At 48.2% G+C, this 25486-nt stretch carries 27 protein-coding genes; 18 read left to right on the plus strand and 9 right to left on the minus strand.

The window, feature by feature from the left end:
- Positions 1-37: 37 nt before the first annotated feature.
- Positions 38-1546 (minus strand): Y-family DNA polymerase, encoded by a 1509-nt coding sequence (locus BP71_RS22785; RefSeq protein ID WP_496383517.1) that lies wholly within the window; start codon positions 1544-1546, stop codon positions 38-40.
- Positions 1547-1825: 279 nt separating this feature from the next.
- Here BP71_RS22785 and BP71_RS22790 point away from each other — a divergent pair, with 279 nt between their 5' ends.
- The 7 genes from BP71_RS22790 (at position 1826) to BP71_RS22820 (ending at position 5868) form a co-directional block, all read left to right on the plus strand.
- Positions 1826-2176, plus strand: a complete 351-nt coding sequence (locus BP71_RS22790) for an ArsR/SmtB family transcription factor (protein WP_496383519.1) — start codon at positions 1826-1828, stop codon at positions 2174-2176.
- Position 2177: 1 nt separating this feature from the next.
- Positions 2178-2687 carry an SRPBCC family protein gene (locus BP71_RS22795; protein ID WP_496383521.1) on the plus strand — a complete coding sequence of 170 codons (510 nt, stop codon included), beginning with the start codon at positions 2178-2180 and terminating at the stop codon, positions 2685-2687.
- A 183-nt stretch (positions 2688-2870) separates the two neighbouring features.
- The gene (locus tag BP71_RS22800; protein WP_496383523.1) at positions 2871-3473 is read left to right on the plus strand and encodes an HI_0983 family protein; all 603 of its coding nucleotides are present in this window, start codon (positions 2871-2873) and stop codon (positions 3471-3473) included.
- Between the two features lie 10 nt (positions 3474-3483).
- Positions 3484-4089 (plus strand): hypothetical protein, encoded by a 606-nt coding sequence (locus BP71_RS22805; protein ID WP_496383525.1) that lies wholly within the window; start codon positions 3484-3486, stop codon positions 4087-4089.
- A gap of 117 nt (positions 4090-4206) precedes the next feature.
- The gene (locus BP71_RS22810) at positions 4207-4596 is read left to right on the plus strand and encodes a VOC family protein (RefSeq protein WP_496383527.1); all 390 of its coding nucleotides are present in this window, start codon (positions 4207-4209) and stop codon (positions 4594-4596) included.
- A 78-nt stretch (positions 4597-4674) separates the two neighbouring features.
- Positions 4675-5547 (plus strand): CE1 family esterase, encoded by an 873-nt coding sequence (locus BP71_RS22815; protein ID WP_496383529.1) that lies wholly within the window; start codon positions 4675-4677, stop codon positions 5545-5547.
- 138 nt (positions 5548-5685) lie between these two features.
- The gene (locus BP71_RS22820; RefSeq protein ID WP_496383531.1) at positions 5686-5868 is read left to right on the plus strand and encodes a hypothetical protein; all 183 of its coding nucleotides are present in this window, start codon (positions 5686-5688) and stop codon (positions 5866-5868) included.
- Between the two features lie 54 nt (positions 5869-5922).
- Here the strand turns inward: BP71_RS22820 and BP71_RS22825 are convergent, their stop codons facing one another.
- Positions 5923-7629, minus strand: coding sequence for a serine hydrolase domain-containing protein (locus BP71_RS22825; protein WP_496383533.1), 1707 nt, complete (start codon positions 7627-7629; stop codon positions 5923-5925).
- Between the two features lie 238 nt (positions 7630-7867).
- Between BP71_RS22825 and BP71_RS22830 the strand changes: the two genes are divergently transcribed.
- The gene (locus BP71_RS22830) at positions 7868-9271 is read left to right on the plus strand and encodes a hypothetical protein (protein ID WP_496383535.1); all 1404 of its coding nucleotides are present in this window, start codon (positions 7868-7870) and stop codon (positions 9269-9271) included.
- A 10-nt stretch (positions 9272-9281) separates the two neighbouring features.
- Here the strand turns inward: BP71_RS22830 and BP71_RS22835 are convergent, their stop codons facing one another.
- Positions 9282-10037, minus strand: a complete 756-nt coding sequence (locus tag BP71_RS22835; RefSeq protein WP_496383537.1) for an ImuA family protein — start codon at positions 10035-10037, stop codon at positions 9282-9284.
- 508 nt (positions 10038-10545) lie between these two features.
- On the opposite strand from BP71_RS22835, the gene BP71_RS22840 reads away from it, so the two are divergent.
- Positions 10546-10962, plus strand: coding sequence for a hypothetical protein (locus tag BP71_RS22840; protein ID WP_496383538.1), 417 nt, complete (start codon positions 10546-10548; stop codon positions 10960-10962).
- A gap of 51 nt (positions 10963-11013) precedes the next feature.
- Here BP71_RS22840 and BP71_RS22845 read toward each other — a convergent pair whose 3' ends face one another.
- Positions 11014-11421: a VOC family protein gene (locus BP71_RS22845; protein WP_496383540.1), complete on the minus strand. Its 408-nt coding sequence runs from the start codon at positions 11419-11421 to the stop codon at positions 11014-11016.
- 113 nt (positions 11422-11534) lie between these two features.
- Positions 11535-12260 carry a 3-keto-disaccharide hydrolase gene (locus BP71_RS22850; RefSeq protein ID WP_496383542.1) on the minus strand — a complete coding sequence of 242 codons (726 nt, stop codon included), beginning with the start codon at positions 12258-12260 and terminating at the stop codon, positions 11535-11537.
- 102 nt (positions 12261-12362) lie between these two features.
- Here BP71_RS22850 and BP71_RS22855 point away from each other — a divergent pair, with 102 nt between their 5' ends.
- The 4 genes from BP71_RS22855 to BP71_RS22870 all read left to right on the plus strand — a co-directional run bounded on the left by BP71_RS22855 (position 12363) and on the right by BP71_RS22870 (position 18056).
- Positions 12363-13451 (plus strand): sensor histidine kinase, encoded by a 1089-nt coding sequence (locus BP71_RS22855; RefSeq protein ID WP_496383544.1) that lies wholly within the window; start codon positions 12363-12365, stop codon positions 13449-13451.
- Complete coding sequence (locus BP71_RS22860; protein WP_496383546.1) at positions 13448-14200, plus strand: LytR/AlgR family response regulator transcription factor; 753 nt, start codon at positions 13448-13450, stop codon at positions 14198-14200. Before BP71_RS22855 ends, BP71_RS22860 begins: the two co-directional genes overlap by 4 nt.
- Positions 14201-14423: 223 nt before the next feature.
- Positions 14424-15128 carry a hypothetical protein gene (locus BP71_RS22865; RefSeq protein WP_496383548.1) on the plus strand — a complete coding sequence of 235 codons (705 nt, stop codon included), beginning with the start codon at positions 14424-14426 and terminating at the stop codon, positions 15126-15128.
- A 150-nt stretch (positions 15129-15278) separates the two neighbouring features.
- Entirely contained in the window at positions 15279-18056 is a 2778-nt protein-coding gene (locus BP71_RS22870; RefSeq protein ID WP_496383550.1) for a VWA domain-containing protein, read from the plus strand.
- 50 nt (positions 18057-18106) lie between these two features.
- Here BP71_RS22870 and BP71_RS22875 read toward each other — a convergent pair whose 3' ends face one another.
- Positions 18107-18862, minus strand: a complete 756-nt coding sequence (locus BP71_RS22875) for a hypothetical protein (protein ID WP_496383552.1) — start codon at positions 18860-18862, stop codon at positions 18107-18109.
- A gap of 230 nt (positions 18863-19092) precedes the next feature.
- On the opposite strand from BP71_RS22875, the gene BP71_RS22880 reads away from it, so the two are divergent.
- Both BP71_RS22880 and BP71_RS22885 read left to right on the plus strand, forming a co-directional pair.
- Positions 19093-19593 carry a hypothetical protein gene (locus BP71_RS22880; protein ID WP_496383554.1) on the plus strand — a complete coding sequence of 167 codons (501 nt, stop codon included), beginning with the start codon at positions 19093-19095 and terminating at the stop codon, positions 19591-19593.
- Positions 19491-20498 (plus strand): carboxylesterase family protein, encoded by a 1008-nt coding sequence (locus BP71_RS22885; protein ID WP_496383556.1) that lies wholly within the window; start codon positions 19491-19493, stop codon positions 20496-20498. The genes BP71_RS22880 and BP71_RS22885 overlap by 103 nt, the downstream gene beginning before the upstream one ends.
- Before the next feature lie 86 nt (positions 20499-20584).
- Here BP71_RS22885 and BP71_RS22890 read toward each other — a convergent pair whose 3' ends face one another.
- A complete protein-coding gene (locus BP71_RS22890; protein WP_496383558.1) occupies positions 20585-21016 on the minus strand; it encodes a VOC family protein in 432 nt (143 codons plus the stop codon).
- 215 nt (positions 21017-21231) lie between these two features.
- Between BP71_RS22890 and BP71_RS22895 the strand changes: the two genes are divergently transcribed.
- Positions 21232-21564: an ArsR/SmtB family transcription factor gene (locus BP71_RS22895; protein ID WP_496383560.1), complete on the plus strand. Its 333-nt coding sequence runs from the start codon at positions 21232-21234 to the stop codon at positions 21562-21564.
- Positions 21554-22024: an SRPBCC family protein gene (locus tag BP71_RS22900; RefSeq protein ID WP_496383562.1), complete on the plus strand. Its 471-nt coding sequence runs from the start codon at positions 21554-21556 to the stop codon at positions 22022-22024. The genes BP71_RS22895 and BP71_RS22900 overlap by 11 nt, the downstream gene beginning before the upstream one ends.
- Before the next feature lie 108 nt (positions 22025-22132).
- Here the strand turns inward: BP71_RS22900 and BP71_RS22905 are convergent, their stop codons facing one another.
- The gene (locus tag BP71_RS22905; RefSeq protein ID WP_496383564.1) at positions 22133-23038 is read right to left on the minus strand and encodes an NmrA family NAD(P)-binding protein; all 906 of its coding nucleotides are present in this window, start codon (positions 23036-23038) and stop codon (positions 22133-22135) included.
- 188 nt (positions 23039-23226) lie between these two features.
- Between BP71_RS22905 and BP71_RS22910 the strand changes: the two genes are divergently transcribed.
- Positions 23227-24696, plus strand: a complete 1470-nt coding sequence (locus BP71_RS22910) for an NAD(P)-binding protein (protein WP_496383566.1) — start codon at positions 23227-23229, stop codon at positions 24694-24696.
- A 137-nt stretch (positions 24697-24833) separates the two neighbouring features.
- Here BP71_RS22910 and BP71_RS22915 read toward each other — a convergent pair whose 3' ends face one another.
- Entirely contained in the window at positions 24834-25331 is a 498-nt protein-coding gene (locus BP71_RS22915) for a GNAT family N-acetyltransferase (RefSeq protein WP_496383568.1), read from the minus strand.
- Positions 25332-25486 lie beyond the last annotated feature (155 nt).

Genomic DNA, 25486 nt, shown 5'->3' on the forward strand with positions numbered 1-25486 from the left:
GAATCTCGATGAAGTGTAGCACGGTATGTGACGGTTCTCAGGCAAAGAACCCATGGATAAACCATTCGGTCTTTTCTTCATTGGTTTCACTATACGGCCCTAGCCGGAAAAGCCAGTAGCGGGCACCCTCTTTGTCCTCTACGTAATAGTAATCCCTGAAAAGTCCCTGTTCCAGCCACCATTCCTGCTCGATGCGCTCGGGGCCGTCTGCTTTTCCTATATAGTGAACTTTCCCTTTATAGCGGAACGACGAAGGCGGATAATCCGGAACAGGGGCGGTCACCTCTATAATTTCCGGCTTCCGAAGCAGGTAAACAGGCCTGGGGCGGTCGGTTCGCCAGGGGATGTGGGGTTTTTCATGTAATGAAGCCACTTTTTTAACCGATCGCTCCGGCCAATGGTGTTCGTCGGGCAGATACCTTTGGATGATTCCCTGCCCGACTCTCCCGGTGATCGTATCGAGTAGCTCGGTAATGGAAGCATTTTCAAACCCGCACGTCGGGTCCCAAATCGTCTCCTGGGTAATGGTAATGTCTTCCACTTCAGGTGCTTCCAGTACAAACAGCTCGATGCCGAAACCGGGGGCAATGGTTTTAATTTTCAGTTCAAACAGCCTGAACAAATGGGTGACATGCCGTGAGGCGCGGTTGGTTACAATGTCGATTTGCTGGATTTGTCCGTCAACGCGGAAACACTTCAGCACGGCGCTTCGGAGTCCTTTGCCTTCCTTATCTAATCGGGCACAGAGGTTTTCCAGGAGTTTTTGCAAAGCGATTTCAATGCCTGTCGCCGTGACGATAGGTTCCAGGCAAGGGAGGCGTTCCTGGTAAGGGACCACCGGCTGAATGGTTTCGATAAATTCCTGCACCTGACCCAGCGCCTGCTCCATACGGTGGATCAGTTCCTTACCAAAACGCCTTCGCAATACCCGTGCGGGCATATGAATGAAATTTTGGATCTGATAGAAGCCCAGCTTTTGCATTTTGTCCAGCATATCAGGTTCCAGGCGCAATGCAGCGGGCGGGAGAGGATGTAATGCATTCATGGTATCGCCCTGCCTGATGATGCTGACAGGCCTGCCATAATGTGCATGCGCCCAGGCTGTTCCGATGGTGTCAGCCATGGCGGCCCGAATGTGGTAACCCGAATCGCGCAGGCGTGTCACGATCGCACGCATGTACTCGCGTTCGCCTCCCCACAGGTACGCGCAGCCGGTTGCGTCCAGGATTAGTCCTTCCGACGAATCGATGGATACGCTGGGTGTGTAACGGATACACCATTCGGCAAGCTCGTTGAGGGCTTTTTCCGCTAGTTCGGGCAAATGATCCAGCACCAGCAGTGACGGGAAAATGGCTCGTGCATCTGCTACGGCCATCCCTTTTTCAATGCCCACATCCTCTGCTTCCTTGCTTATAGCCTGCACCACCATGCGTCCATGAACGGGTTTTGCGAGGATAAACGCCATCCCCCGTAAAGCCGGTTGGGTAAGTACCTGCTGATCAGTGCTCAGATGAGGAAGCCATATGGAAACAAAGCGGCTGGACATGGACAGTGTGCATTAGGCAGCAATCTGTTTATTAATATGTTAAATTAAGACTGATACTTTTAATATCTTTAAAATGGTTACAATAATATCAATTTGTTTTGACAGATGCGCGCTTTTTGCATTATTTTATTTCAATACATAAAATCATTTTAACACACTTTAGAATGAATGTTTTCTTTGTCATTCTCCTGAATTTCAGCTTCCCAGTAAAAATTTTACCGAAAAATTTGCGTAAGTAAATGCTTACATATAATATTGCGTAAGCAAACACTTACATATATGTCCATTGAAGCAAGAAGAGATGTTTTTCAAGCCATTGCTGATCCTACCAGAAGGCAGATCATCAACCTGATCGCCTATCAATCGATGAATTTGAATGCGATTGCCGATAATTTTTCGATCAGCAGGCCCGCCGTTTCACAACATATCAAAATTTTGATGGAGTGCGGTATGGTGGTGGTGCGGCAGGAGGGAAGGGAGCGCTATTGCGAAGCAAAGCTGGAAATGCTCAGTGAGGTTTCCAATTGGGTCGATCAGTACAGGCAGTTCTGGAATACGCAATTTGACTCACTGGATCATTACCTGAGCCGGATTCAAAACAACAACAGCAACAATCAAACTAATCAATAACATGGAAAACCAGACCACTAAAAAAGCAGAATTGAAAATCGTCCGTCAGTTCAAGGCGCCTCAGGCGCTTGTATTTAATGCCTACGCCTCCGAAGAAGCTTTTGCAGAATGGTGGGGCCCCGCGGGGTCACAGCTGACAGTGAAACATTTCGATTTCAGGGAAGGGGGCCGGACGCTCTATAAACTGGATAACAATGGTATGATCATGTGGGCCATGTTTCGTTACCAGATCATTAAAAGCCCGGATTCGATCGAATTCCTGAGCTCTTTTACGGATAGCGAAGGAAATATCATTACCTCGCCATTCCCGTTCGATTTTCCGCTGGAAGTTTATAACCGGATTACATTAAGTGAAACCAATGGTGTTACAACCCAGACACTCTATGCGGAACCTCTTAACGCGACGGCCGAACAGGAGGAAACGTTTATCAAACTCAACGAAAGCATGAACCAGGGATATGCCGGTACCTTTGGGCAACTGGATGCCTACCTGGCCAAAGTACAGGGCTGAAAGGTATTGATGCTAAGCCGTTTAATCAAATTACACCGGCAAGGCGACCTCTAAATCATTCGCCGGGGCTGGTTCGTTGTATTTGGGGATATATCAACCTACGTTTGCGGCTCGATTCGCGTGAAGCGGGTCGGGCCGTTCCGACGTCTGTTTTAAATTATCCATCATCAATACTTCCCGCACATGACTATTCAGCTTATTACTACCGGTTTAATGGCTTTATTGCTTGGTTCGGTACAGAGCTACGGGCAGAACAAACCTGCTATCAATTACCTGGGAATTTCGGGCCCGTTGACATTGCAAAAGAAGAGCTACCAGCTCATCTGGTCATCCCATCCCGATCCTTCACTTTATAAGCAGGAGTACATCACTGCCGGCGATGGGTTTCCGAATTACAAATCCATGATTACGATCGATTTCGTTGTAGGCGCTGTTACGGTTGATGACGCCGTTCGTACGAAGCTCCGCGAGCTGGATCAGATGAAAAAGACATTGGACGTCAATTATGAAGTGATATCGAATCCGGCGACCGGTGAAAAAATCGTGGATTGCCTGCTGGGGCAGACTGCGGCGGACGAGCAAAAAAGCATTTACGAACACGACGTATATAGATTCAGGGCAGTTACTGCCAAATCCGGGCAAAAGGGCATTGTCCTGTTCGCGCTCAGTAATCGAGCCTATGGAAAAGACATCAACGCATTCCTCGTCAAACTAAAAGCAGAGCGAAAAACATGGATCAGCGAGGTTGCAAAAGTGATCATTCCTGAAATTACAATTAAGAAGTAACGTGCCGGATATGGAGGAAAAAGGAGACCGATACATAGGACCGCCTACAACGCGCTATCATTATTTGAACGAATTTCAGGTCGAATGCCCGAAATGCGCCGGTGCGGCATTGGTAATGACCCGCCAATCGGTGGATACGAGTCAGGATAAGCTGATCTGTCCGAATTGTAATTACCGGGAAATGGCCGATGAGCGTATCCGCTACACCGCAACGGTAAATCAGGCATGCAGAAATTGTGGTGAGGCTATTCAAATCAATATTCCCAACAATAAAGAGAAATTGGCCGGATTGAAATACTCCTGTCCGCATTGTGACGACGTGCAGGTTTACAAGCCCGGGCATACGGTCGTTCGCTTGAAATATCCGGGTACCTACAAGCTCGCCGACCCGGTTTTCAATTTGCCGTTGTGGTTTCAGGCTAATGTCAAAGGGGATACTTTATGGGCGAATAACAAGGAGCATCTGCTGGAAATCAGGAATTATGTCACAGCAAAGCTTCGGGAGCGACAGGTTCCCAACAGAACCACGATGGTCGAAAAGCTTCCGCAATTTATCAAGGCCGCAAAAAACAGGGAAACCATTTTGCGGGTTATTGACAAAATGCTGAAAAGGTAAAACTTTCCGCTTTCGCGGTATCCGGTTCGGTACTTCACTAATGGCATTGATTCTGAATTGTTTGCTCAGGTTTCGCTAAATTGCATCCACGGATTTTCACTTAGCCACGAATCTCTCATGGACCGATTACCAGTCTTTGCGCCGCAACTATGGATCCCGAACGGAGTGAGGGATGTCGATTTTTATATTCTGGGCTTGGGTGCCGTTGAATTGAGGCGTTTTAGTAATGACGACGGTACAATTCACGTCTCGGAATTGTCGATCAATGGCACGGTTTTTCATTTGCATGAAGAAGGGAGGAATTCACCGGCATTCGGCCCGGCGCGCCATCAGGGGACGACTGTGACGATCGGGTTATTTGTGGATGACGTCGACGCATTCATGAGCAGCATGGTCGCGGCGGGTGCCAAGGTGCTGTCGCCAGCGCAGGATTACGATTACGGATACCGCCAGGGAGATGTAATGGATCCGTTTGGGCATATCTGGATGTTTGAAAGCAGAATCTGAATCAACCGGGTATCGGTGGTAGGTCAAAGCGCTTTTTAATGTAATTTGCCGCATTGCTTAGCCACAAACCTGTTTCCAATGCTCAAACGATTGTTTTTTTCGCTCTTCTTATTTTATGCCATAACCGGCAATGCCCAGCACGTTCTTGATTCTCTGCAAATCGAGGGGCGCTACCGTACCTTTGCCTATAACCCATCTTTGAAAGTGAAGCCAGGGGCTAGTCTCGTGTTTGTGATGCACGGGTCCGGCGGGGAGCCGATGGGTTTTGCCCGAAGAGGGGCGAAACTGGAATCGATAGCGGAAAAGGAAAACATCGTGGTGGTTTATCCCGGGGGCTACAAGAAGTACTGGAATGAATGCCGGAAGGCTTCGACGGCCGTAGCCAATGTCGAGAACTTGAACGAAGAGGTTTTTTTCGAAGCATTAATCAAACTTTTCGACTCCAAATACAAAATTAATAAGGACCACGTTTTCGCCACCGGCTTCTCCGGCGGCGGGCATATGGCCTACAAGCTCGCATTGACCATGCCCGGAAAAATCAAGGCGGTATCTGCCGTGGTCGCTAACCTGCCGACGACTGAAAACATGGACTGCCCCGCCTCGGGCGTTAAAATTCCGGTCATGATCACCAACGGGACAGCCGATCAGACGAACCCGTATCATGGCGGTGCGGTCAACACGCCGGGTGTTACATTGGGAACTGTCCGCTCTACGGACGAGTCGTTCCGGTACTGGGCCAAACTCGATGGCTACACGGGCGAGCCCGTCAAATCGATGGTGCCCGATGCAGATCCCTCCAATAATATTACCGTCGAAAAATATACATTTCAACAGAAAGGGAAACCGGAAGTTACGCTATTGAAAGTGGTCAACGGACGGCATGAGTTTCTGACGGATATGGATGTTTTTGAAGAGTCCTGGAAGTTTTTTAAGCGACAGATCGTTCGTTAAGAATGCCGGAGCATTTGTTTTTAGAGAGTTTTGTAACTGATAGTGATTGTTTGTTTTATTGTGATATTTATGAAAATCTGTGACGAACGCAAGAACTATTTCACGGATTATATGATCCAGGGACAAGACTTGTAATTATTGTATCGCGACAAGCTGGAAATCCACGAATTTTATCGCGAGAGAGGGGCTAACATCGTGGAAGTGGATATCAGCCGGTTTCTGGATGGTGAAGTACATGAAGTTACAATCGAACCGCCACGCGGTTCGATTGTAGTAAGCTTTGGATTCAGGAACATCCGCGCCGGGTATCAGGACGGATAATGAGGCCGGTATCGGGCAGATTTCGGATAAGTGGGCGAAGTATGTCGAGTGATATTACTTTGCAAAATCATCCGGCAACCGTTTAAACCATAGGTTTACAACCCTGCCATTTGACATTTTTATACCCGATACCGCTCCCGATCCATCGCGTACGATATCGATATTCTGCACAAACCACCACGGAGCCGACAACCTGTCTTTCCCGGTAACGCTCAGATCTACTTCACCGTGATGGACATGCCGGAGTTTGAGCGCATTGTCTTTCAGGGCAATGGTATAAATGGTTTCCAACTCCGGACTGTAATATTGTCCCACAAACTGGGCCGGGGGAATGGCCGCAGCTTCCTCTGCTTTCACGCGGGTCGCCGGATGGTCCCCATTCTGTTTCCAGGTGATCCGCTCGGTTTTACCGTCTTTTGATTTGTGGAAAACAACGGAGGCCTCGACTACTTTGAGAAAGAAAGTGGAATCTGAGGAAGGAAACAGCTCGAACGGAGGCTGTCCGCTTGCCTGTACATAATAGCGGGAATCGTTGCGCGTGAATTTCAGGATGAACGAAGGCATTTCCGAGAGCGAATAGGAGCCCGCATACGGGCGGAAAAGCGTAGAGTCGAATTTAAATTCTCCGGTGGATACGGTTGCCGGTTTGAAAGCAGGCTTATCGTCCTTTATGAATGATTTCAGATAGATATCCGCTACTTCCAGGTTCTTTTTGGGGGAGATGAATTCGGCTTGATTGCTCAAAACGATGAAACCATAGTCTTCTTTCGGAAAGTAAAGCAACGAAGACCGAAAACCTGCGTCGGCACCATCGTGGCCATAATAGGCCAGACCTTTGTATTTGCCATGCATTAAGCCAAAAGCATACGGAAGTGTATCGCCTTTGGTGATCCTGCCTCGTTCCAGCATTTGTTTCATAACTGCCTGGGCCTGGGGCGAGCGGAAATTGTCGACCCATTTTGCCATGTCGTTGATGGTCGTAAAAAGACTGGTCGCACCTACATTACCATAGCTCAGAATGCTTTTGCTGAACATGGTAGGCCCCATTGTGCCGGGTGTACGGTGGAAGGAGTAGGCACGGCCCTTAACGATACCTTCCTGATTGTCATAGAATTGGGTATTGGTCATGCCCAGCTGTTTGAACACATTGCGCTGCATCCAGTAGGCGAAAGGCTGCTGGGTAATGCGGCTGGCGATTTCGGCAAGGAGGGTATAACCCGTATTACAATAGGTGAATGCAGATCCGGGCTCGAAGTTCAGATCCCTTTGCCGGGTTACCAGGTTCAGGACGTGCTGTTTGGTGATGACGTCGTCGAGCTGCCAGCCCGCCATGGCGAGCAGGTTCCATTGGTCGCGGAGGCCGCTCGTATGGTGGATCAGATGACGGATGGTAATGGTTTTGCCAAAATCAGGTACTTCCGGCAAATGTTTGCGGACATCGTCGTCGAGAGAAAGCTTGCCTTCCTGTGCTAAAAGCACAATCGCATAGGCAGTGAACTGTTTGGAAACAGAGGCTACGTGAAAGATCGTTTCCGGGCCGATTTTCGCACCAGTTTCCAAATCGGCTTCACCAAAACCTTTGGCATAAACCAATTTGCCTTTATGTACGACCCCGACAGCCGCCCCGGGCATTCCCGGCTTGTTCCATTCCGCAAAAAGCGAATCGACTTTGGCCACCGGCACAGCGGATTGCGCCATCAGGTTTGGGATATTTTGGATTAAGGCGAAAGCAATGGTGAGAAGAGGAAAGATTTTTTTCATCGAAGCAGGTATTAAAATTATGACAGACGAAGCATTCGTGGCAATATAGCCATTCAGGCCTCATTTCATAAACTGCTTCTGGATAAATGCCGGCCAGCAAGGATAAGTGGTGACAAAGAGCGGGAGTAAAGTTTATTAAAACAATTACATACCAGGGTTAACTTATTTTAACAGCCTTGTTGATTATGCAAAAACGATAATTGCATAGCTTGGCCTCCTCAGCCATAACCACGAACCCATGAGTAAAAAGTTTTATTATTTTACCATCTCTTTCCTTGCACTAACCTTCTTGCAGGACGTTGTCCTCATGATTGTTGAGTATGAAGCCGGGAATAAGATCTATCTTTTACCGTCTTACCTGCCGTCTTTTATTTTGGGTGCAGTGGTGCGGGTAACAGGCCTGCTGGCATTGCAGCAATATTATCGGAGTCGGGGATACTCGCTTGCATTCCTCGCAAGCTGGTTATATGTATTTACGAATGTCGTTTTGGAATGCATTGTTGTCGGCATTTTGACTGGTAGCAAGCTGGAAGGTTGGTACTTTGTGTCCGCCGGGGCCATATTTGGGGTTAGTTTTTTGCTGGGATTGAGCTTGTGGATTTCAAAAAGCCGGGAACGCCGTTGGTTAAAGTATGCTGGAATGGCATTGTCCGTGATCGGATCGGTCCAGCTGGTCGTGTTATTCTTGTTTTTGAATTTTGCCGGTTACCAAGGGAAATTTATACTCGAACGCATCAATTTTGGGCTTGGCTGGATTTCGGCTTTTGTGCCTTGGTTTTACATTCTGGATTTGGTCCGTGAATGGAAAAAGACTCCGGATGAAGTTCCCGTGAAGTCGGGAAAGAAACTATTCGCAGTATTATCGGGAGTAAGTATCATCCTGTTGGTACTGACGGTATTCCTGGGATGGAAATTGAATACAGAACGTTTTATCCCGCCCCGTCCGCAGGTGATATCACAGCGGGCGGAAGCCATAGCATCACGTTTTGAGCGCCGGTCGTTTGTCAATAGTGAAGGGGACACTTTACTATACCGGCTTTTCAAGCCTGTGAATTATGACCCCGGCAGGAAATACCCGTTGGTATTATGTTTGCACCACGGCGGGGCACATGGGAATGATAATGTGGTTCAGGTTGAAGGGTCTTATGCACCTTTTTTGTCTGATTACAATAACCGGATAAATTATCCTGCTATTCTGCTCGTCCCACAATGCCCTAATCAAATGGCCTGGTGGAGTAGGGAGATTGATTTATCCATAATAGAATTAATCGGGGCGTTAGAAAAGGAATGGAACGTGGATACCCGGAGGCGGTATGTACTGGGTGAATCCGGTGGGGGCTATGGTTCGTGGCATTTTATTGGCAACCATCCCGAATTGTTCGCGGCTGCGGTTCCCGTGTGCGGCTCAGGCGACAAAAACCTGGCAGGAAATATAGCGAACAGAGCTGTGTGGGCCTTTCATGGGGCTCAGGACCCATTTGTTCCGGTCGGAAAATCGAGGGAGATGGTGCAGGCGATCCGCGAAGCAGGGGGTAATCCGCGTTATACCGAATTTGCCACCGCAGGGCATGCTATTGCAAGAGAGGTTTACGTTACACCTGGCTTTTTGGACTGGCTTTTTGCACAAAAACGTCCGGATTGAGACAGTTGGATTACGCCCGTTGCAGCCAATCTCTTTCCTGCAATGGCTCTTCGGTTAACACTTCTACCGGTTTTGCAGGGAATACAAACCGTCCGCTCAGCCATTCCACCTCCCATTCGCCGGGTTCGCCGTTACGTATTTTTTCCAGCTGCACATGCCAGCGGGGATGTCCGACCCCGGGCATTCCGGGATCCAGTTCACTGGCTACGGGCGCAACGCGCCAGCGCGAGACGCATGTGAGCGAATGAATGCTGCGCGGTTTGTTGCGGTGCAGAAATCCGGTGACACGACTTTGCTCCACCGCCAGTTGTAATCTCCGCGATTCAGTGAAGGTAATGTCCCGAAGTTCGCCCACTACCGCTGCGAGCGAGTCGCATTTCAAAGCCTCTTCCATCGCCCAGATCACATCCTGTTCTTTCGCAAGATCGATGAAAATGACCCGGTGAGGCTCAATGCCAAAGATCTTTAGCGCAGCGGGAAAAATGAATGGCTTGATGCCGATCCAGAGACAGATCCCATATTCACCGATCAGTTTGCCCAGGAGTCCGGCCATAAAGCCGGTGGTAGAGGCGGCATTTTCCGCATTGGTACTAATAAATTCATGCACCGCGGTGGTGGGGAATGTTTGGTTTGGAAAAGCATTATCCATCACTCCCAGGCCGAAATCCACCTTTCGTGCACCAGTTGGCACACTCAATCCCTGCAAAGCAAGAATGTCGTTTTGCAGCCTGTCGAACATGCCGTTTTTCAGGACCGGAAGTGGCATAAGGAACGTTTGAGTTATATTTTGATATTTATGGTATCAAAAAATAGGTTTCAAAAATAACAAACCGATCGCTGGAATGCAACACTTTTTTATGAGAGCCGGGGCTTATCAAAGGAAAACGAAACGTTAAGATTATTGCAACGAAGCGATAAAATATTGGGGATGATGTCATTTCAAGTCTCAAACCGTGTTGGCAGGAAGGACCTAGTGTGCCACCGCGAGTATTGTATTGGATCAGGAAGTGAGCAGCGACTGCGCGAAGAAGATCGTTTTATATCCTGTCCAATTGCGTGAAGGGAATTTACCGATTGCCGCAGAGCGTTATTTCTATGTGGTTATTCCCAAAATTTCAGACGACACGGAAGTCAAGTTTAAAATAAGCATTATAAGATAATCTTGCCAGTCAGAAGCATTAGATCATTGCTTTTACAGCTTTATTAAATAAGTCGACCAGGGTTACAACTCCGGTTCCGCTCCTGGTGTCGGCATTTAAAACGATTGAAAAACTATGAAAAAAATCCTGGCCCTGATCGTGATCTCATTGGCCTGTTCCAAAAAGGAGATAGATAGGCGTTCCGACTGTGTAAAAGTCGAGCAGGTTAAGGTGGCACCGGCATGTTACGACGGCGCCAAAGGCCTGACCTTAACGGCCGATACGCCTTCATCGCAAGCCTTAGAATGGGTCATTGCCCCGCTGAGAGACACATCAGGCGCCCAAACGTTCGTCCCTTACTACGTGAGTACGCCATCCAACCAACTTACTCTGCCCGACTCATTGCTCAGCAAGTATCCCAAAATCGGCATCACCTATGTTGGCGGGTATGACTGTGGCTCGGACATGTATTTCAGCTTTGTGAAAAGAACAGATCCGGATTCGTCCTGCGTACGCTGGTTCCTGCAGGAGCGGTTTCTCAAAGGGGATTGAATTTGAATGTGAGGTGCGGCTATAAAACACCGCACCCGCTACACCTGAATACTACTGCGCGCGGACGTCAATCATCCAGTCGACGCCGAATTTGTCCTTGAATGCGCCGAAAATGTCGCCCCACATTTGCTTTTCCATGGGGACGGTAATGGTGCCGCCGGTACTAAGCTGTTCGAATTTCTTACGGAGATCAGCTTCGTTGAAGCCACTGAGCGAGAGCTGGATTTTATCCGAACCCAGTGGCCCGGGCCGGGGAGTGTCGCTACCCATGAATTCGATTTCGCCGCCCATCAGCGACGCGTGCATGATCTTGTCGCGGAGGGCATCGGGGCAACTGCCGTCGACCTGGCCGAATGTCATCATATTCAGCTCGCCGCCGAAAATATCCTTGTAAAATGCCATCGCCTCGCGGCAATCGCCTTCAAACATCAGGTAGGGGTGTAATGCAGCCTTTTCCATACTGTTTTGTAATTAAGGTGGTTGTATCAGTGTTCTAAGGCAAAAGTAGCTTCCCGGGAACAAACCCCGCGGGTGATAACAAGACAAACGAAGGGGGACAATGCGACATTCGGCTACAACTTTCTCAGTTTGATGTTCCGGTACCAGACGGTGCTGCCCCAATCCTGCAAACCAATACGCCCACCATAGTTACCTTTGGAAATAGGGGCGGCTTTGAGACCGCTATTGGCAATACGCTGCTTCCAGTCCGAGCCGTTGAGGTCGTGCTCCTGTACGATGAATTCATTTTGATAAACCGTAAGCTTGCCTTTCTTTACGATGAAATGGATCTTATTCCATTCTCCCTGGGGGTTACCTTCGCGGAGGCGTGCATTCGCGACACCAAAAAAGTCACTGGCGCGATGGGTATTTTCTTTGGCTCCCTCGTAAATTTTATCGTCGATTACCTGCAGTTCCAGCCCGGTATCGTGCATGTTCTTATTTTTTTCGGATTCCTGGACAAAGAAGAAAATGCCGCTGTTGGCATATTTGCTCACTTTCCACTCGGCCTTAAATTCAAAATCACCGCTAATAGCCTCATCGATGACGATATCTCCGCCGTTTTTAGCTTTGTTGCCGGCTCTTTCGGGTACATTCAGCTTGATAGCGCCCTGCTCGACCATCCATGCCGAGCCCACACTTTTGCCATTGTAGGCGTGCCACCCTTTCAGATCTTTTCCGTCGAAAAGCAGCTTCCAACCTTCCTTTTTCTCCGCTGCGGTGAGGGTATTGAGGGATTGTGCAAATGCGTTGGATAATAACAGCAGGGACAGCGATATAGCAAGGGAAATGCGCTTCATTAGGGTTTGGTTTAAATGTGAGTATTGGTTTCGGTGCGCCAAAATACTGATAATTTTTCACCAAATTGCCTTATTTTTACCCCTCCAACTCATCGTTTGACTATGCGGCCTTATCTTTTCGGGCAAAAATGGCTGCTGGGTTTCGCCCTTGCGCTGGTTTATATTCCCTTACGTACCTATATAAACGTTCCGAGAGAATACTGGTATACTATTCCCGGTAATTTGCCGCTGTTCTTCATGGAAATCGTTATCAGTACGATTTTTTACACCACCTGGATTTACCTCGTCGACTGGATGCTGCGAAAGCGGGCCACGATGACCGGGGCGGACAAATCCCCTGCATTCAGTATCCGGAACCAGCTCATCACGTTGATACCAGCGGTACTGATGGCCTTCGTTTTTCACATGCTCCTGATCCGGACCTGGGGATTGATGAGCCAATTCTGGAATCCGCTGCCACGACCGGTATTGTCGGATCCGTATTTCAGGGCTGCTATCCATACCAGGTGGCGTGCCGGTCAGGCATTAACTATCCTGGCGCTCATAGCCGCCTATTATCTTTGCGTGAGCAATCAGGTGCAGGAAAAAATGAAAAAGCTGCTCCTGGATTCGGAGAGACTGGAAAAAGAGAATATGCGCGCCCGTTTTCTGGCATTGAAAAATCAGGTGAGCCCGCATTTCCTGTTCAATAACCTGAGCGTACTGTCGTCGCTGGTGGAGTCGCGGCCGGAGCAGTCCGGAGAATTTATTCAGGAACTGTCGGCAGCCTATCGATACATTCTGGAACAATCCGAATTGGATAAGATCAGCCTGAAGGAAGAAATGAAATTTCTGGATACCTACATGTATCTGCTGCGAACGCGCTTTAAAGAAAAGGTGGTGCTCGAAGCCGTGCTGCCCCTGAGTGACCTCGAACGCTATTCGGTGATCCCATTGACTTTACAGCTGCTTGTCGAGAACGCCGTGAAGCATAACACGATGTCGCTTGCTAATCCGCTGGTCATCAGTATTTCTATTGCTGGACCGATGTTGATCGTCACCAATCCGCTGCAATTGCGGCAACAGGATCAGCCTACGACGCGTCTGGGTTTGAAGAACATTGTAAACAGGTATAAATTGTTGCAGGATAAAGATGTGATAATTGATCAGAAGGGTGGTCATTTTACAGTTAAAATCCCTTTGTTGTCATGAATGTGCTAATTGTCGAAGACGAGGAACTGAGTGCGGAACGCCTGCAGAACCTGCTCCGGGGCATTGATCCGACGATCAAAGTACTGGCTACGATCCCGTCTGTTTTTGAAACCATCACTTATCTTCAGAGCGATTCGAACATCCAGCCGGACCTGATTTTTCTTGACATACACCTCGAAGACGACAACGGGTTCCGGATCATCGAGAGCCAGAACCTGATGATCCCGATCATTTTCACTACCGCATTCGACGACTATATGCTCCGGGCATTCAGGGCATACAGCATCGACTATCTGCTGAAACCTGTTAATCCACTGGAGTTGCAGGCGTCATTGAACAAATTCAGGAAAATAAATTCCGGGACTGATCACGGGCGCGAGGTTGGCCATACCGTTAATGCAACCGAAAAATACAAGGACCGCTTTCTGGTGACAGCGGGTCCGCGGGTTTTTACATTCCATACATCCGAAATCGCCTATTTCACGATTGAGGAAAGGGCCACATTCCTGAGATTGTTCGACGGCCGGCATTTTGCGGTAGAGTACAGTCTCGAAAAGCTCTCGCAAATGCTCGATCCCGCGGCGTTTTTTCGCATCAACCGCAATATGCTGATCTCCCTTCGGGCTATCCGCGAAATGCATACCATATCGGCCGGAAAGCTGAAAATAGAGCTGAACCCTGCTGCCGTGCAGGAAGCTTTTGTGAGCTCGGAGCGGATGAGTGAGTTTAAAAACTGGCTGGGCAAATAACCGGGCGTTTACTTCTGCATCAAGAAAGGCTTGTTCGGGGATCAAAAACAGGCGTTCCGCGATTTGTATTTTTGTTCAAAATGGCGTTTTGCCAACTTGGGACGAACAGCAGGCGGTTTGTGATATGAGTCCTATTCAATTCAATGCCCACAAGAAATACCATTTAGTGCAATGCAAAACCCGAATCTGGGAATCCGGCCGGGAACTGAGCAACCACTATCGCATGATCTTCATCAGGTCCGGAGAGGGCCAGTTCAGCCTCGACGGCAGGCTGTACGATTACGCCAGGCAGGGCGTCATTTTTCTTCGTCCGCATCAGCATCCGATATTTCAGGAGGACCCGGACAGCGAGATCTTCATGATCGCTTTCGATACCTGGCTGGCAGACGATTTTCAGCAGAAAAAAGCATTCAGCCCCGATTTTGCCGATACTTACAAGCAGGCCGAACACATTTGTGACAGCCTGAGACTTACGCAGGGCAGGCCACTGCAACACGAACGCGATGCACAAACGATCGTTTACCTGATCAACCAGATCCTTTTCGAGGTAACCCAGCAACCTGTTTCCCATAATAAGCTCATTCGCGGCAGCATCGATCTGATCGTCACCATTCTGGCCCGAAACAACTTCGAAAGTAAGAAAGTCGAGGAAAAGACGAGCCGTCAGCATCTGGCAGGAACGATTATCGAGTACCTGCGCAACGAGCTTCACGCCAACAGGAGCGTCAGGATCCCCGAACTGCTGATGCATTTCAACATTTCCGAGGAAGTTGCCAACCTCTGCGTCATGAACCAAACGGGAATGTCGCTGCGCAACTTCATTTTCAAATACAAGGCTGATCTTTTCAAAAGCCGGATACTGAAAGTGGATGTTATGGAGCTTTCGACCTATCTGCACCCGAAGTCGCCCTCCCGTTTATCCGTTTGAAAAGTCGCTGAGTTTTTTTGAGCGAAAGATGGAGGGGGAGCCAGTCGTTTGCGAATGACTTATTTTACGGAAGTGTGTGTGCTGTCATATTTCGGCTAAAATTCCGACCTTCGCACATTCGATAACACACATTCTTTCAGTAGTTTACGCATGAGGCGAATCTCCATCCTGATCATTCTTTTTGCATTCATTGTCAATCCGGTAGCGGCCCAGAAGGAGCTGCCGCAGGCATCGCTTAACCATTACGTGGCGTTTCTGAGCGAATCATCCGAACTGGTGATCAGGCGGTTTGAAATGCTGAGGAGCTATCAGGAAGAAGTGGGGAGGTATAGTAAAAGGTCGGAATATGGGTTGCGGCTACCCTCATCAGGACCTTTGGAGGAATATTATTACAAAAAGGCGCAGGCAGCGGCAGGACTCAACGCTTCGGAAAAACAACAACTCCATGCGGGCGCTGAGAATGTCTGGAAAGTGCTCAACAGACTGGACGAAACCTGCAAGGCGCTGGAAACCTATGTGCGGCTTAAAGATTACGAACGTGACCAACTGAAAAAATCGGAGGCTTTGCTGGATGAAATGCAGTCGCTCTTCGAACGCTTCGCCCACGATAAGACGGCGTTTTACACGCAAATCCGGCAGATTTATCAAAAATACCAGCCTTATACGGCGAATGATCCTTACCTGGTAACGGAAAAAGCGATGGGCGAAGTAATCGCGGCACAGCAGCGATTACTGGAAGCTTTACCCTACTATCTCAATGAGGAAACACACTCGGAATGGCCGGTTGCGCTGGTGCGGCAAAGCATGCTCGACGATGAAAAGGCACTGGCTACGATCGGCAATACGCATACCCAACTGGAATACCCGGCTTCGGATATGGTGGGCAGTTTCAAATCCGCGTTGGTTTCGATGCAGGACATTAAACGCAGCGCACTGGATGACCATACCTTTGCCGCGCAGCAGTCATCGCGGCATGGTAATGAGGTGTATATGTCGCTTTTGAAGCAGTTCAATCAGGATATGCTGGCGATGTTCAAATCGTTTGTGGGATATAGCGTTCCGAGACGCCGTCTTCTCAACTACCCGGAATTCAGTCCCGCGCTGACTCCGGAACCAAAGCGGGATGTAGCCGCCGCGGATAAGCAAACAACCCCCTTTCAGGATAAGTCTTTTACCCCTTTGAATGTAAAAAAAGCTACGGCACCCGCTGGTGCAGCCACAATCGGTACTTTGAATCAGTATGTAGACTGGATCAATCAGTCGCTCCGGCAAATGCATTTGCTGCAAATGATCCTGCGGGGTTACCAGAGTTCGGCGGAATATTATCGTGATCCGGCAAAAGCCCAGAAGCGAGCCAATCTGAGCTATACGCATGAAGACTTCAAGGTGCCTTCTTCGGAATATGCATTGTTGCTGAGCGCCAGTTCTGCGATTCCGGAACCCTACCGAAAATCGGTAACCGGGCAAGCGGAAATTCTGATGAATATTTTGCAGGAAATGGATGGGCTCAGCATTGAACTGATCCGGTATACCCGTGAAAAGCGGTATCTGCAAGATCAGCTCAAACGCTCCGACACAATCCTGGACCGGTATGTACTGCTTTTTGATTTACTGGATAAAAAGAAAGAACAACTCTATGAAGACGTGCGCCGCATTCACGAAAGTTATCCCAACGCGACTCCCATGGCTTCCTGGTACATTGCAGGAACTGCCATGCAGAAAAGCATGAATAACGGGCACCGGGCGCTTTTTGGCGTTCGGGATTATCTCAAAGGGGAGGCTCTCAAACTGCCTGAAACTACTCAACTGGAAACCGACGCCCGCCAGCTGATCGCCGACGAGTACAAGAACATGAAAGGTTTGCAGCGTTATGGTCGCAACAACGGACTTTGCCCGTACACGCCCTACGAGGACCTGGGCGCCAATGCGACCCGTTTCGCGGAGAAAATACGGGAATACAAACCGGAGAGATCCGGTTTCGCGGCCCATCCTTATGAATCGTTCTACTATTTCTACAACAACGAACTGGTTTATCAGCACAACAACTTCATTGAACTTTCGAAGGCCGGGCTATTAAAGACTATCAATCAGCCTGATGTTTTTGCATTCCGCCGCACAGCTCCTCAAAAAGTTTCAGGTCCGCCGCTGACTACACGCAACGAACCTAAGGCCCAGACCACAGAACCGGTTTCTACCCAAACCGGGGCCGGTACCGAAAGTCCGAAGCAGAATACGGGGCAGGCTGCTAAACCGACCAGCAACGAGGCTGCTATCACACAGGTGACGCGTGATACCGTGTACGTGGAGCGCGTACGTGTGGATACGGTGTATGTGGATCGAAATGCGCAACTGCAAAATGTTACCCGCTCGCTAGATGGTTTTGCTGCCAATAACATGGTACTCCTGCTGGATGTTTCGTCCTCTATGAATTCTCCCTACAAGCTACCCTTGCTGAAACGCTCCATTAAATCGCTGCTGACGCTCGTGCGACCGGAGGATATGATTTCGATTGTGCTGTATTCCGGCAAGGCGCGGGTTGTACTGAAACCGACCTCCGGTTCCAAGGCGACCGACATTTCCCGCATGATCGACCTTTTGAAGTCTGATGGCGATACTGACGGCAATGAAGGCATTAAACTGGCTTATAAAACTGCGAACAAACAATACATCCGCGCCGGTAACAACCGTATTGTACTTGCTACCGACGGGGAATTTCCAATCAGCGAAGAAGTAACGGACATGATCCGGCAAAACGCCCGCCAGGACATTTACCTGAGTGTCTTCACGTTCGGGCGTAATGAGCACACCGGGCAGAAGTTGAAAAAGCTCAGTGAACTGGGAATGGGTTCCTATGCGCACGTAACGGATGCCAGCGCCGACCTGCAACTGATCCTGGAAGCCCAGGCGAAAAAACTGGCCGGCAAATGATAGGTGTGATGCCTTAGAGATCGGCATAATGCGTTACAAAGCTGATCCAATCACGACCGGAGGGAACCAGAAGATATTTTCCGCCGGGGGTTATGAGCAGTTTTGTAGGGTAGCCCGGTACCTTGTAGGTATGCATAGAGATACCGGTACCATGCACGCCGTTCCAGTTCGTCCTTTGTGGTTTTTTCCGAAGTGGTAACCTGCCCGTTTTCGAGGTATGCATTCACTTTTTCCAGAAGTTTTCCGGCCAAGGGTTTTAATTCAGGTTTAGAATTGATTATCGGATAAATCATCAACGCATAGCGGCCGGCACGATTGGAATAAATATCCGGATCCGATAACTCCTCCCGGATAAATCGGTCGGTAAGACTGGTCAGTTTCATTTGATTATCCGCGGCATCACTGATGTTCGAAAATAAGTACATCGGGTTGACAACCTGTTTGAGAATCTGATTGGTATCGGCCATGATGGTGGCCATCAGCCGCTTGCCAAATGACTGGATACGGCGAAATGAATTAACTTTAGCACTATCGATATCCACAGGAAAACCCCGATCGGCAATGCCCTGAACGAATCCGTCGTGGATGAGGCTTGGCAGCCGGGTAGCCGCCAGTTTGTCTGTTGATATTTTTCGCAAACAAAACAATGCGGACTCAGCATTCAGATCGACGGAGGTGTATCTGGAAAAGTTATTAAGACATTCGAGTGACGATTCGGCTGAGGGGGCCTGTGCATTAGCTGGCGGAGATAAAAAATGACAGGGAATAATAATAAATGAGAGGACTTTGAAAAGGGAGTTTTTCATGGCTGCTGACGGTTGGGAACAATGGATTTGCATTACAAGAGCTGTAACCGGAATTACAATGATAAATACCAAAGTTGTTGCATTGATATTGTTAAATTGTGATTTGTTTATAAAAAACGAATAACCATTTAAATGAACCAGCTGCCGGTCGTGTAAGGAGAAATGAATTACATAGAAAGGTTTTCTTTATTAGAATACGGATAATTAATCCTTACCAAACGCTTTCACGTATGAATACCAGGCCGCTCAGTAAGGATTTTTATTCCTTCATTATTTTCTTTCTGTCGATCCTGACCATAGCGTCGCTGATCCAATCCATTGCGCTATTGGGGATTGGGTCTAAAGTTTTGACCATGGGATCGTTCTATCCGTGGTCGTGGCTTTTCATTGCGCTGGTAATAGTGACGTATGGCGCAATGATCCGGTACTTCTTCCATCATGGTTACCGCGTCGCGGCGATAACCTGCCTGATTTTGTTCCTACCGGCGACGCTTCAATATGCCATGATTTTAAATGTGGAAATACGGGTGCAATTTCAGCAGTATTATCAGGCAATTTCCTATTGCATGTTTGCGACAACGGCGCTTTTCGGACTCAGTTTGTTGTTCACCAATGCCAGGGAAAAGAGATGGCTGAGATTGAGCGGCATTCTGATGGTACTTTTTCCGCTTTTACAGACGGTGTTTTTTATCTTTATTTTGATTCGGGAGACGGTGGTACAAAGCTGGTGATCGAGCGGATCAGCCGGTGGTGCGCACTTTGCGAAGTGATTGTGCCCATTAGCTTCCTGATTCATTTCAAGCTTGAAAACAAGCGATTTGCGATCGCTGCACCCGCGAAAACGTTGCCGGCCCTTTTGAAACTAGCGGCATTCATCGGATTGCTGTTCCTTGGGTTCAATTTTTCAGTGGAGGCGATCAGTCGTGGTCGCCGTTATAAGCCTTCTACCGCGGAACTCTACCAATCGACACTGGTACAAGCACTTGCTTTTACCGACCCGGCAGGTGATACATTACGCTATCGTCTTTTAAAACCGCTCGAATACGATTCAACAAAACAATATCCGCTTATCGTGTGCCTGCACCATGGGGGCGCGCACGGGACAGACAATATTCATCAGTTATCGGCCGATCCCGCGCCATTCCTGATGGAGCCGGAAAACAGAAAGAAGTACCCGGCATTTATTTTTATGCCGCAGAGTCCCGAGGGAATAGGGTTTAGCGGCATGCACGGGAGTCCGAGCGTTGATTCTCTGGTTTTCAGAACGATCCGGGAGCTACGGCGCAATCTGCCGATCGATGGTAAGCGGATCTATGTCATGGGCATTTCCGGCGGAGGTTATGGTTCCTGGCATTTCATCAGCGCCCATCCGGAGCTTTTTGCGGCAGCCGTGCCCATTTGTGGCGGTGGCGACCCGAAGTACGCGCCAAGGCTGATTGATATGCCGATCTGGGCATTTCACGGTGCCAGAGACAACCTGGCACCTGTCGCGCATTCAAGGGATATGATCGAGGCGATTCGCAAAGCGGGAGGCAAGCCGAAATACACCGAATATGAGTTCGCAGGTCACAATATTTGGGAGAATGTGCAGGAAGAGAAGGGTTTGATGGACTGGATGTTTGCGCAGCGGCGTTAAACGGAAAGAGATCAACCAGGTATCGGGGATCTCAAAAAAAGCCGGTTCCCGTTCAGGGACCGGCTTTTCAGTATTACAACTGTACATTATGCGCCTTGCTGCGCAGGGAAGTTGATCATCCAGTGAACGCCGTACTTGTCTTTAAATGCGCCGAAATAATCACCCCAGAACTGATCTTCCATCGGCATTTCAATGCTACCGCCTGCTGAAAGTCCATTGAAGTATTGATCGGCCTGCTCGCGGCTGTCGGTGAATATCGAGATGTAGTTATTGTTGCCCACATCGAGCGTATGTCCCATGGAAGGCATGATGTCAGAAGCCATCAGCAAATCCCCATTGCCGATCGGCAGCGCAATGTGCATCACACGGTTTTTTTCGTTTTCGGGCAAATTTTCTGCCCCCGGTGTGCCGTCCATTTTGTGAACGCCCTGAAATTCGCCGCCAAATACAGATTTGTAGAAAGTGAAAGCCTCTTCCGCAGTTCCGTCGAAGTTGAGGTAAGGATTGATCTTAGGCATAGCTAAAAGATTAGAAGGTGGATAATATGGTTTAAAGATTGTTGACTGATGCAAAAGTAGAGGGTTATCGCTTCATGCATGCTCCCTAAAAAGGACATTCACAGGGGGGGAGTGCGCCAATTTGTAACAATACTGATGCCTTGTCAAAAAATAGCGCGGGAAAATTGAGCAAGTGAATACTTGCATATATATTTGCAAGCAAACACTTGCATGTTATGAGAGCGCGAAGAGATGTATACCAGGCCATTGCCGATCCCACCCGCCGGGCGATTATCGGGATGCTCGCCACCCAGCCCCAGAATGTTAACGCGATCGCCGAGCATTTCGATGTGACGCGACAGGCAATATCCCTCCATGTTAAAATACTGACAGACTGTGGTTTAATATTCATTCGCAAAGAGGGTAGGGATCATATTTGTGAAGCGCGGCTCGATAAGCTCAACGAGGTGTCGGTTTGGGTGGAACAATACAGGAAACATTGGGAAAGTAAGCTGGATTCACTGGAAACATATTTGGAACAACTAAAAAAGGAAAGGTATGGAAAATGAAAAAAGCAGCACGCACGATCGCGAACTGACCATTACCCGTAAACTGAATGCCCCAATTGAGCTGGTGTGGGAAGTCTGGACTCAGCCGGAACACATTGCCAAATGGTGGGGGCCGGATGGTTTTAGTAATACCATTAAGACCATGGACCTCGTGCCGGGAGGCGTGTGGGAGCTGGTCATGCATGGTCCCGACGGCAGAAATTATCCTAACAGATCCGTTTTTAAAGAAGTTATTCCTTTTGAAAAGATCGTATACCAGCATTTTAATCCGAATTTTCAAACTACGATCGAATTCGAAGCTCAGGGAGAGGAGACGTTCCTGAAATGGCATATGCTGTTCGAATCAGCGGAACAATTGATTGCCATTGTGAAAGCGCACAATGCTGCCGAAGGCTTGAAGCAGAATGTAGAGAAGTTGGCGGCCTATCTGGAAGGCAGAAAAGCGGTTCAGGGGTCATGAAAGCCACGACCTCCAACGTGCATTGCCCGGAGAAATCTATACTGCCAAAGCAGGAAGCCGCAATCGGAACTCACGGCGACTTTGGTAAAGGAATTCCTCAATAAATACTTATCCGATGATTTCGCTGATCTTAGTCCATTTCAAGCCAGGATACCGGTCATTATCAAGCGGATCGAGTCTGGGAAGTCCACTCAGCATATTATGAAGATATTGCATGCCTTGCCAGGGCGGAAACACTTCATCCCGCCCGGGCATGAGCGTGTGCAGGATTTTGATCATCGTTTCTAATAACCCCAGTCCGCCAACTCTCAGCAAGCCAAATTCCTTTCCAAAAGCCCGACTGGCGGTTTGCTGAATATTCCGTATCGTCGCTACCTCCCCTGCAATGCGTAAAAAACGCGGAGCCTGCGTATCGAGTGCAGCGGCAGCGGTGAATGCAGCCGTGTTGGCCATCGTCGTAAAATCCATGGGCTGATCAGTATCGCCCCAGTAAATCACGCGCTTTAAAGCGGGTTGGATTAATGGAGCCTGACCTTTGAGCAAATCCGTAAACATACCGTTGAGAATGGATGTCGCGTGGATCGGTGTTTTGTTCAGGATCAGGGAAAATTCGCGACGCAGATCGAGATTTCGGTTGAAACCATCGGGGAGTTTGTTGAAATCGATGCAGTAATCAGAAGGTATAAACCGCGGCACGCCCGCATTCAACGCTGCTTTGAGCAACGTCGATTGGGCTTCCACAATTACATCCCGCAAGCCAGACAGGGCAGATACAATGCAATGTGCATTCCTGAAAACTTCGGAAAGTGCGACTATATTATCATAATCTACTCGCACCACCGCAGTGCCAGCCTTTTCCAGCGGCTCGGTTTTGGCAAGAGGCGTATCTCTCCGCACGAGCGCCTTCACATGCGCATGCCGGGCGATGAGTTCTTTCACTATTAACGTTCCGAGGTGCCCCGTTGCCCCGGCAACGATAATGGTTTGGTGTGTGAAGTTTTGTAGGTCGGTCATTTGTTTGCCCATTTTTTCTGCCCCTGCTGGGGTGTTAAATGACTGAGCTATAATTGTGCCAGAGGATTGAATGAATCTCCGGTCCGTTTCCAGGTAAATATTCTTTTGTGACAAAATGTCCTGAATCTGGTACAGTATTGCTTTTCGATTCGGCCAGAGGGAATTCATTTAATAATCGTATCAATTGTATGGCATTGATTATTAAATATTATATATTGATCCGGGTTACTTATGCTTTTCATGGATGGATTTTTGCAACCTTTCTCTGTCTGATCAGTATGTTTAGTGATAAAAAAATCGTCATTATTGGAGGCGGACCTTCTGGATGTTCTGCCGCAGCACAGGCATTAAAAAGCGGCTTTCAACAGGTGGTTGTTTTGGAATCTTCGATGAATTTAGGAGGGCTTCATAAAGACATAGAGATTAATGGATTGCATTTCGACCTTGGAGCTTTCTTTTTTTGGAATCATCACCAGATTTTGAAGCTTTTTCCGGGTGTCAGGCAATATTTAGTATATGCGGAAAGTTCCAGGCACTTGTCTCTCAGTGATTATTATCATGTTGATCAATACCCATTGACACTCAAAGGATATGTGAATGATCACGGCTGGGCAGATACGTTAATCGATTTTTTGAAATTGTTGTGGCAACGAGTGACGCGTCCACAGTCGGAATTCCGAAATGCTGAGGAATTGTTGCTTCACTTTATGGGGCCGTTTTACAGAAAGACGGGCCTGGATAACTATATCAAGCGCTTGTTCTATATGGAACCAACGGAGATTCATACCGATTTTGCATATAAGCGCTTGTACGGGGTAATAGGGAAGTTTAAAAGCAAAAATATTCTGGAGAATATTTTTCGGTTTGACGTCAGCTATTTCACTAACTATAAAATTGTGCAGGATGTTTGGGCCAGGCCTGAGTCTGGATTTAATGTTATTTATGAGCATATCAGAGATGAAATTGTAGCAGCAGGTGGAGAAATACGGTGCAATAGCCGGGTGGTGAAAATTAATTATACTGAAAGAAGCATTGAATTGGATAATGGTGAGATATTGAAATATGACTATCTATTATCAAGTCAACCGTTGCAGGCAACCAGTCATATGACTGGCATCGAATTCAATATTCGGTTGGATTATCAGCCACTTTGTAGTTTGTTTTATGAAGTAGCGGAAGAGCCAATTCCTGAATGTTTTGTTCTTTTTAACTTTACACGCAAAGGTAAGTGGAAGAGGATTACTTTTCATTCCAATTATTACAATAGACATAAAGGAGTATCTTCAAATCGCTATTATTTTGTGGTTGAATCAATGCCGGCGGTTCATGAAGTATCAAATCCGGACTTGGCGACGCAATTAGATGTGGATTTTCGCGCTACTTTTCAAAATACAAAATGGAGCGGGACGTTAGCGAATGCTACTTTATTGGGAAGCCAGATCACAAAGAATGCTTACCCTATTTTCAATAGTTCTTTTGATAGGAAGAAGGTCACGGAATTTCATCGGATTTTGAACGAATGGAACATTTACAATATCGGTCGACAAGGAGAATTTGATCATGTAAGTTCGAGTGACGCGTCGAAAAGCGCGCTCCTAGCCGTCGATTTGATTTGCCAACTTGCATCGAAAGATAACATTATCTCCAATGCCGCCTAAAAGATATGGATAACCAATACCTGAAGTCCCACAAGGTATCCAGGTGTTGAACCCGGCTGGACGTTTTTCTTATAGCATGGAGCACCATAACAGGCTTCGCACTATCCTGCACAACCACATCACGCGAACCGCTGGGATTACAGATCCAGGATGTAATCGTGCCGGACAATACCGCCTTCGGGGATTTCCCTGAAAAACCGGAACTGCTGTTTGGTAAGGACATTGATGGACGCCCGGTTCTCGGGGGCTACCAGTGCAACGAGAGATTCGACGGTCCCGCGTTCACGTGCGTAGGTGATGAGCCTGCAGGTGATTTCGGATGCATAGCCTTTGCCCCAGAAGTCGGGTAGTAGGGCATAGCCGATTTCTGTAAAACCGTCCTCAAACGGAACGATCTTCCCCAAGCCCACGAACGAATCACTTGCTCGTTCATAGACCGCAACAAAACCCATATCGCCCTGCTGCCCGTCGGCGCGAAGCGATATTTCAAATCTCCGCCGGGCGCCTTCGAGATCAAGGCCGGCGCCGCTAATGTGCAGCATCACTTCCTGCTTCGAAACAAGCCGGAAATAGTCTTCGAAATGATCGGGGGTAAATTTTTCGTAGCGTAGACGTTCTGAATGGAATTGCATCATGAAGTGTAATATGGTGTCATTGGTAATAAAACAGACGTTGAGACCGTTTCCGCAGGTTCCGTTGTACGGCCTTGTCACTCATCAGAACAAAAAGTCAACAAAAAGAATTTGTTCATTCTTCGTTTTTTACGGTTGCACTCTTCCATTTTCTGGCA

The organism is Dyadobacter ginsengisoli DSM 21015 (assembly GCF_059568735.1).

Bases quoted from the DNA above. Each gene is read 5' to 3' on its own strand.
- BP71_RS22800 (WP_496383523.1), top strand. From the start codon at position 2,871: ATGACTATTCAGCTTATTACTACCGGTTTAATGGCTTTATTGCTTGGT.
- BP71_RS22875 (WP_496383552.1), bottom strand. From the start codon at position 18,862: ATGAAAAACTCCCTTTTCAAAGTCCTCTCATTTATTATTATTCCCTGT.
- BP71_RS22910 (WP_496383566.1), top strand. From the start codon at position 23,227: ATGGCATTGATTATTAAATATTATATATTGATCCGGGTTACTTATGCT.
- BP71_RS22865 (WP_496383548.1), top strand. From the start codon at position 14,424: ATGATCTTCATCAGGTCCGGAGAGGGCCAGTTCAGCCTCGACGGCAGG.
- BP71_RS22860 (WP_496383546.1), top strand. From the start codon at position 13,448: ATGAATGTGCTAATTGTCGAAGACGAGGAACTGAGTGCGGAACGCCTG.
- BP71_RS22810 (WP_496383527.1), top strand. From the start codon at position 4,207: ATGGACCGATTACCAGTCTTTGCGCCGCAACTATGGATCCCGAACGGA.
- BP71_RS22880 (WP_496383554.1), top strand. From the start codon at position 19,093: ATGAATACCAGGCCGCTCAGTAAGGATTTTTATTCCTTCATTATTTTC.
- BP71_RS22915 (WP_496383568.1), bottom strand. From the start codon at position 25,331: ATGATGCAATTCCATTCAGAACGTCTACGCTACGAAAAATTTACCCCC.
- BP71_RS22840 (WP_496383538.1), top strand. From the start codon at position 10,546: ATGAAAAAAATCCTGGCCCTGATCGTGATCTCATTGGCCTGTTCCAAA.
- BP71_RS22855 (WP_496383544.1), top strand. From the start codon at position 12,363: ATGCGGCCTTATCTTTTCGGGCAAAAATGGCTGCTGGGTTTCGCCCTT.
- BP71_RS22785 (WP_496383517.1), bottom strand. From the start codon at position 1,546: ATGTCCAGCCGCTTTGTTTCCATATGGCTTCCTCATCTGAGCACTGAT.
- BP71_RS22825 (WP_496383533.1), bottom strand. From the start codon at position 7,629: ATGAAAAAAATCTTTCCTCTTCTCACCATTGCTTTCGCCTTAATCCAA.
- BP71_RS22870 (WP_496383550.1), top strand. From the start codon at position 15,279: ATGAGGCGAATCTCCATCCTGATCATTCTTTTTGCATTCATTGTCAAT.
- BP71_RS22815 (WP_496383529.1), top strand. From the start codon at position 4,675: ATGCTCAAACGATTGTTTTTTTCGCTCTTCTTATTTTATGCCATAACC.
- BP71_RS22835 (WP_496383537.1), bottom strand. From the start codon at position 10,037: ATGCCACTTCCGGTCCTGAAAAACGGCATGTTCGACAGGCTGCAAAAC.
- BP71_RS22890 (WP_496383558.1), bottom strand. From the start codon at position 21,016: ATGCCTAAGATCAATCCTTACCTCAACTTCGACGGAACTGCGGAAGAG.
- BP71_RS22790 (WP_496383519.1), top strand. From the start codon at position 1,826: ATGTCCATTGAAGCAAGAAGAGATGTTTTTCAAGCCATTGCTGATCCT.
- BP71_RS22895 (WP_496383560.1), top strand. From the start codon at position 21,232: ATGAGAGCGCGAAGAGATGTATACCAGGCCATTGCCGATCCCACCCGC.
- BP71_RS22830 (WP_496383535.1), top strand. From the start codon at position 7,868: ATGAGTAAAAAGTTTTATTATTTTACCATCTCTTTCCTTGCACTAACC.
- BP71_RS22885 (WP_496383556.1), top strand. From the start codon at position 19,491: ATGGCTGAGATTGAGCGGCATTCTGATGGTACTTTTTCCGCTTTTACA.
- BP71_RS22850 (WP_496383542.1), bottom strand. From the start codon at position 12,260: ATGAAGCGCATTTCCCTTGCTATATCGCTGTCCCTGCTGTTATTATCC.
- BP71_RS22845 (WP_496383540.1), bottom strand. From the start codon at position 11,421: ATGGAAAAGGCTGCATTACACCCCTACCTGATGTTTGAAGGCGATTGC.
- BP71_RS22805 (WP_496383525.1), top strand. From the start codon at position 3,484: ATGGAGGAAAAAGGAGACCGATACATAGGACCGCCTACAACGCGCTAT.
- BP71_RS22795 (WP_496383521.1), top strand. From the start codon at position 2,178: ATGGAAAACCAGACCACTAAAAAAGCAGAATTGAAAATCGTCCGTCAG.
- BP71_RS22900 (WP_496383562.1), top strand. From the start codon at position 21,554: ATGGAAAATGAAAAAAGCAGCACGCACGATCGCGAACTGACCATTACC.
- BP71_RS22905 (WP_496383564.1), bottom strand. From the start codon at position 23,038: ATGACCGACCTACAAAACTTCACACACCAAACCATTATCGTTGCCGGG.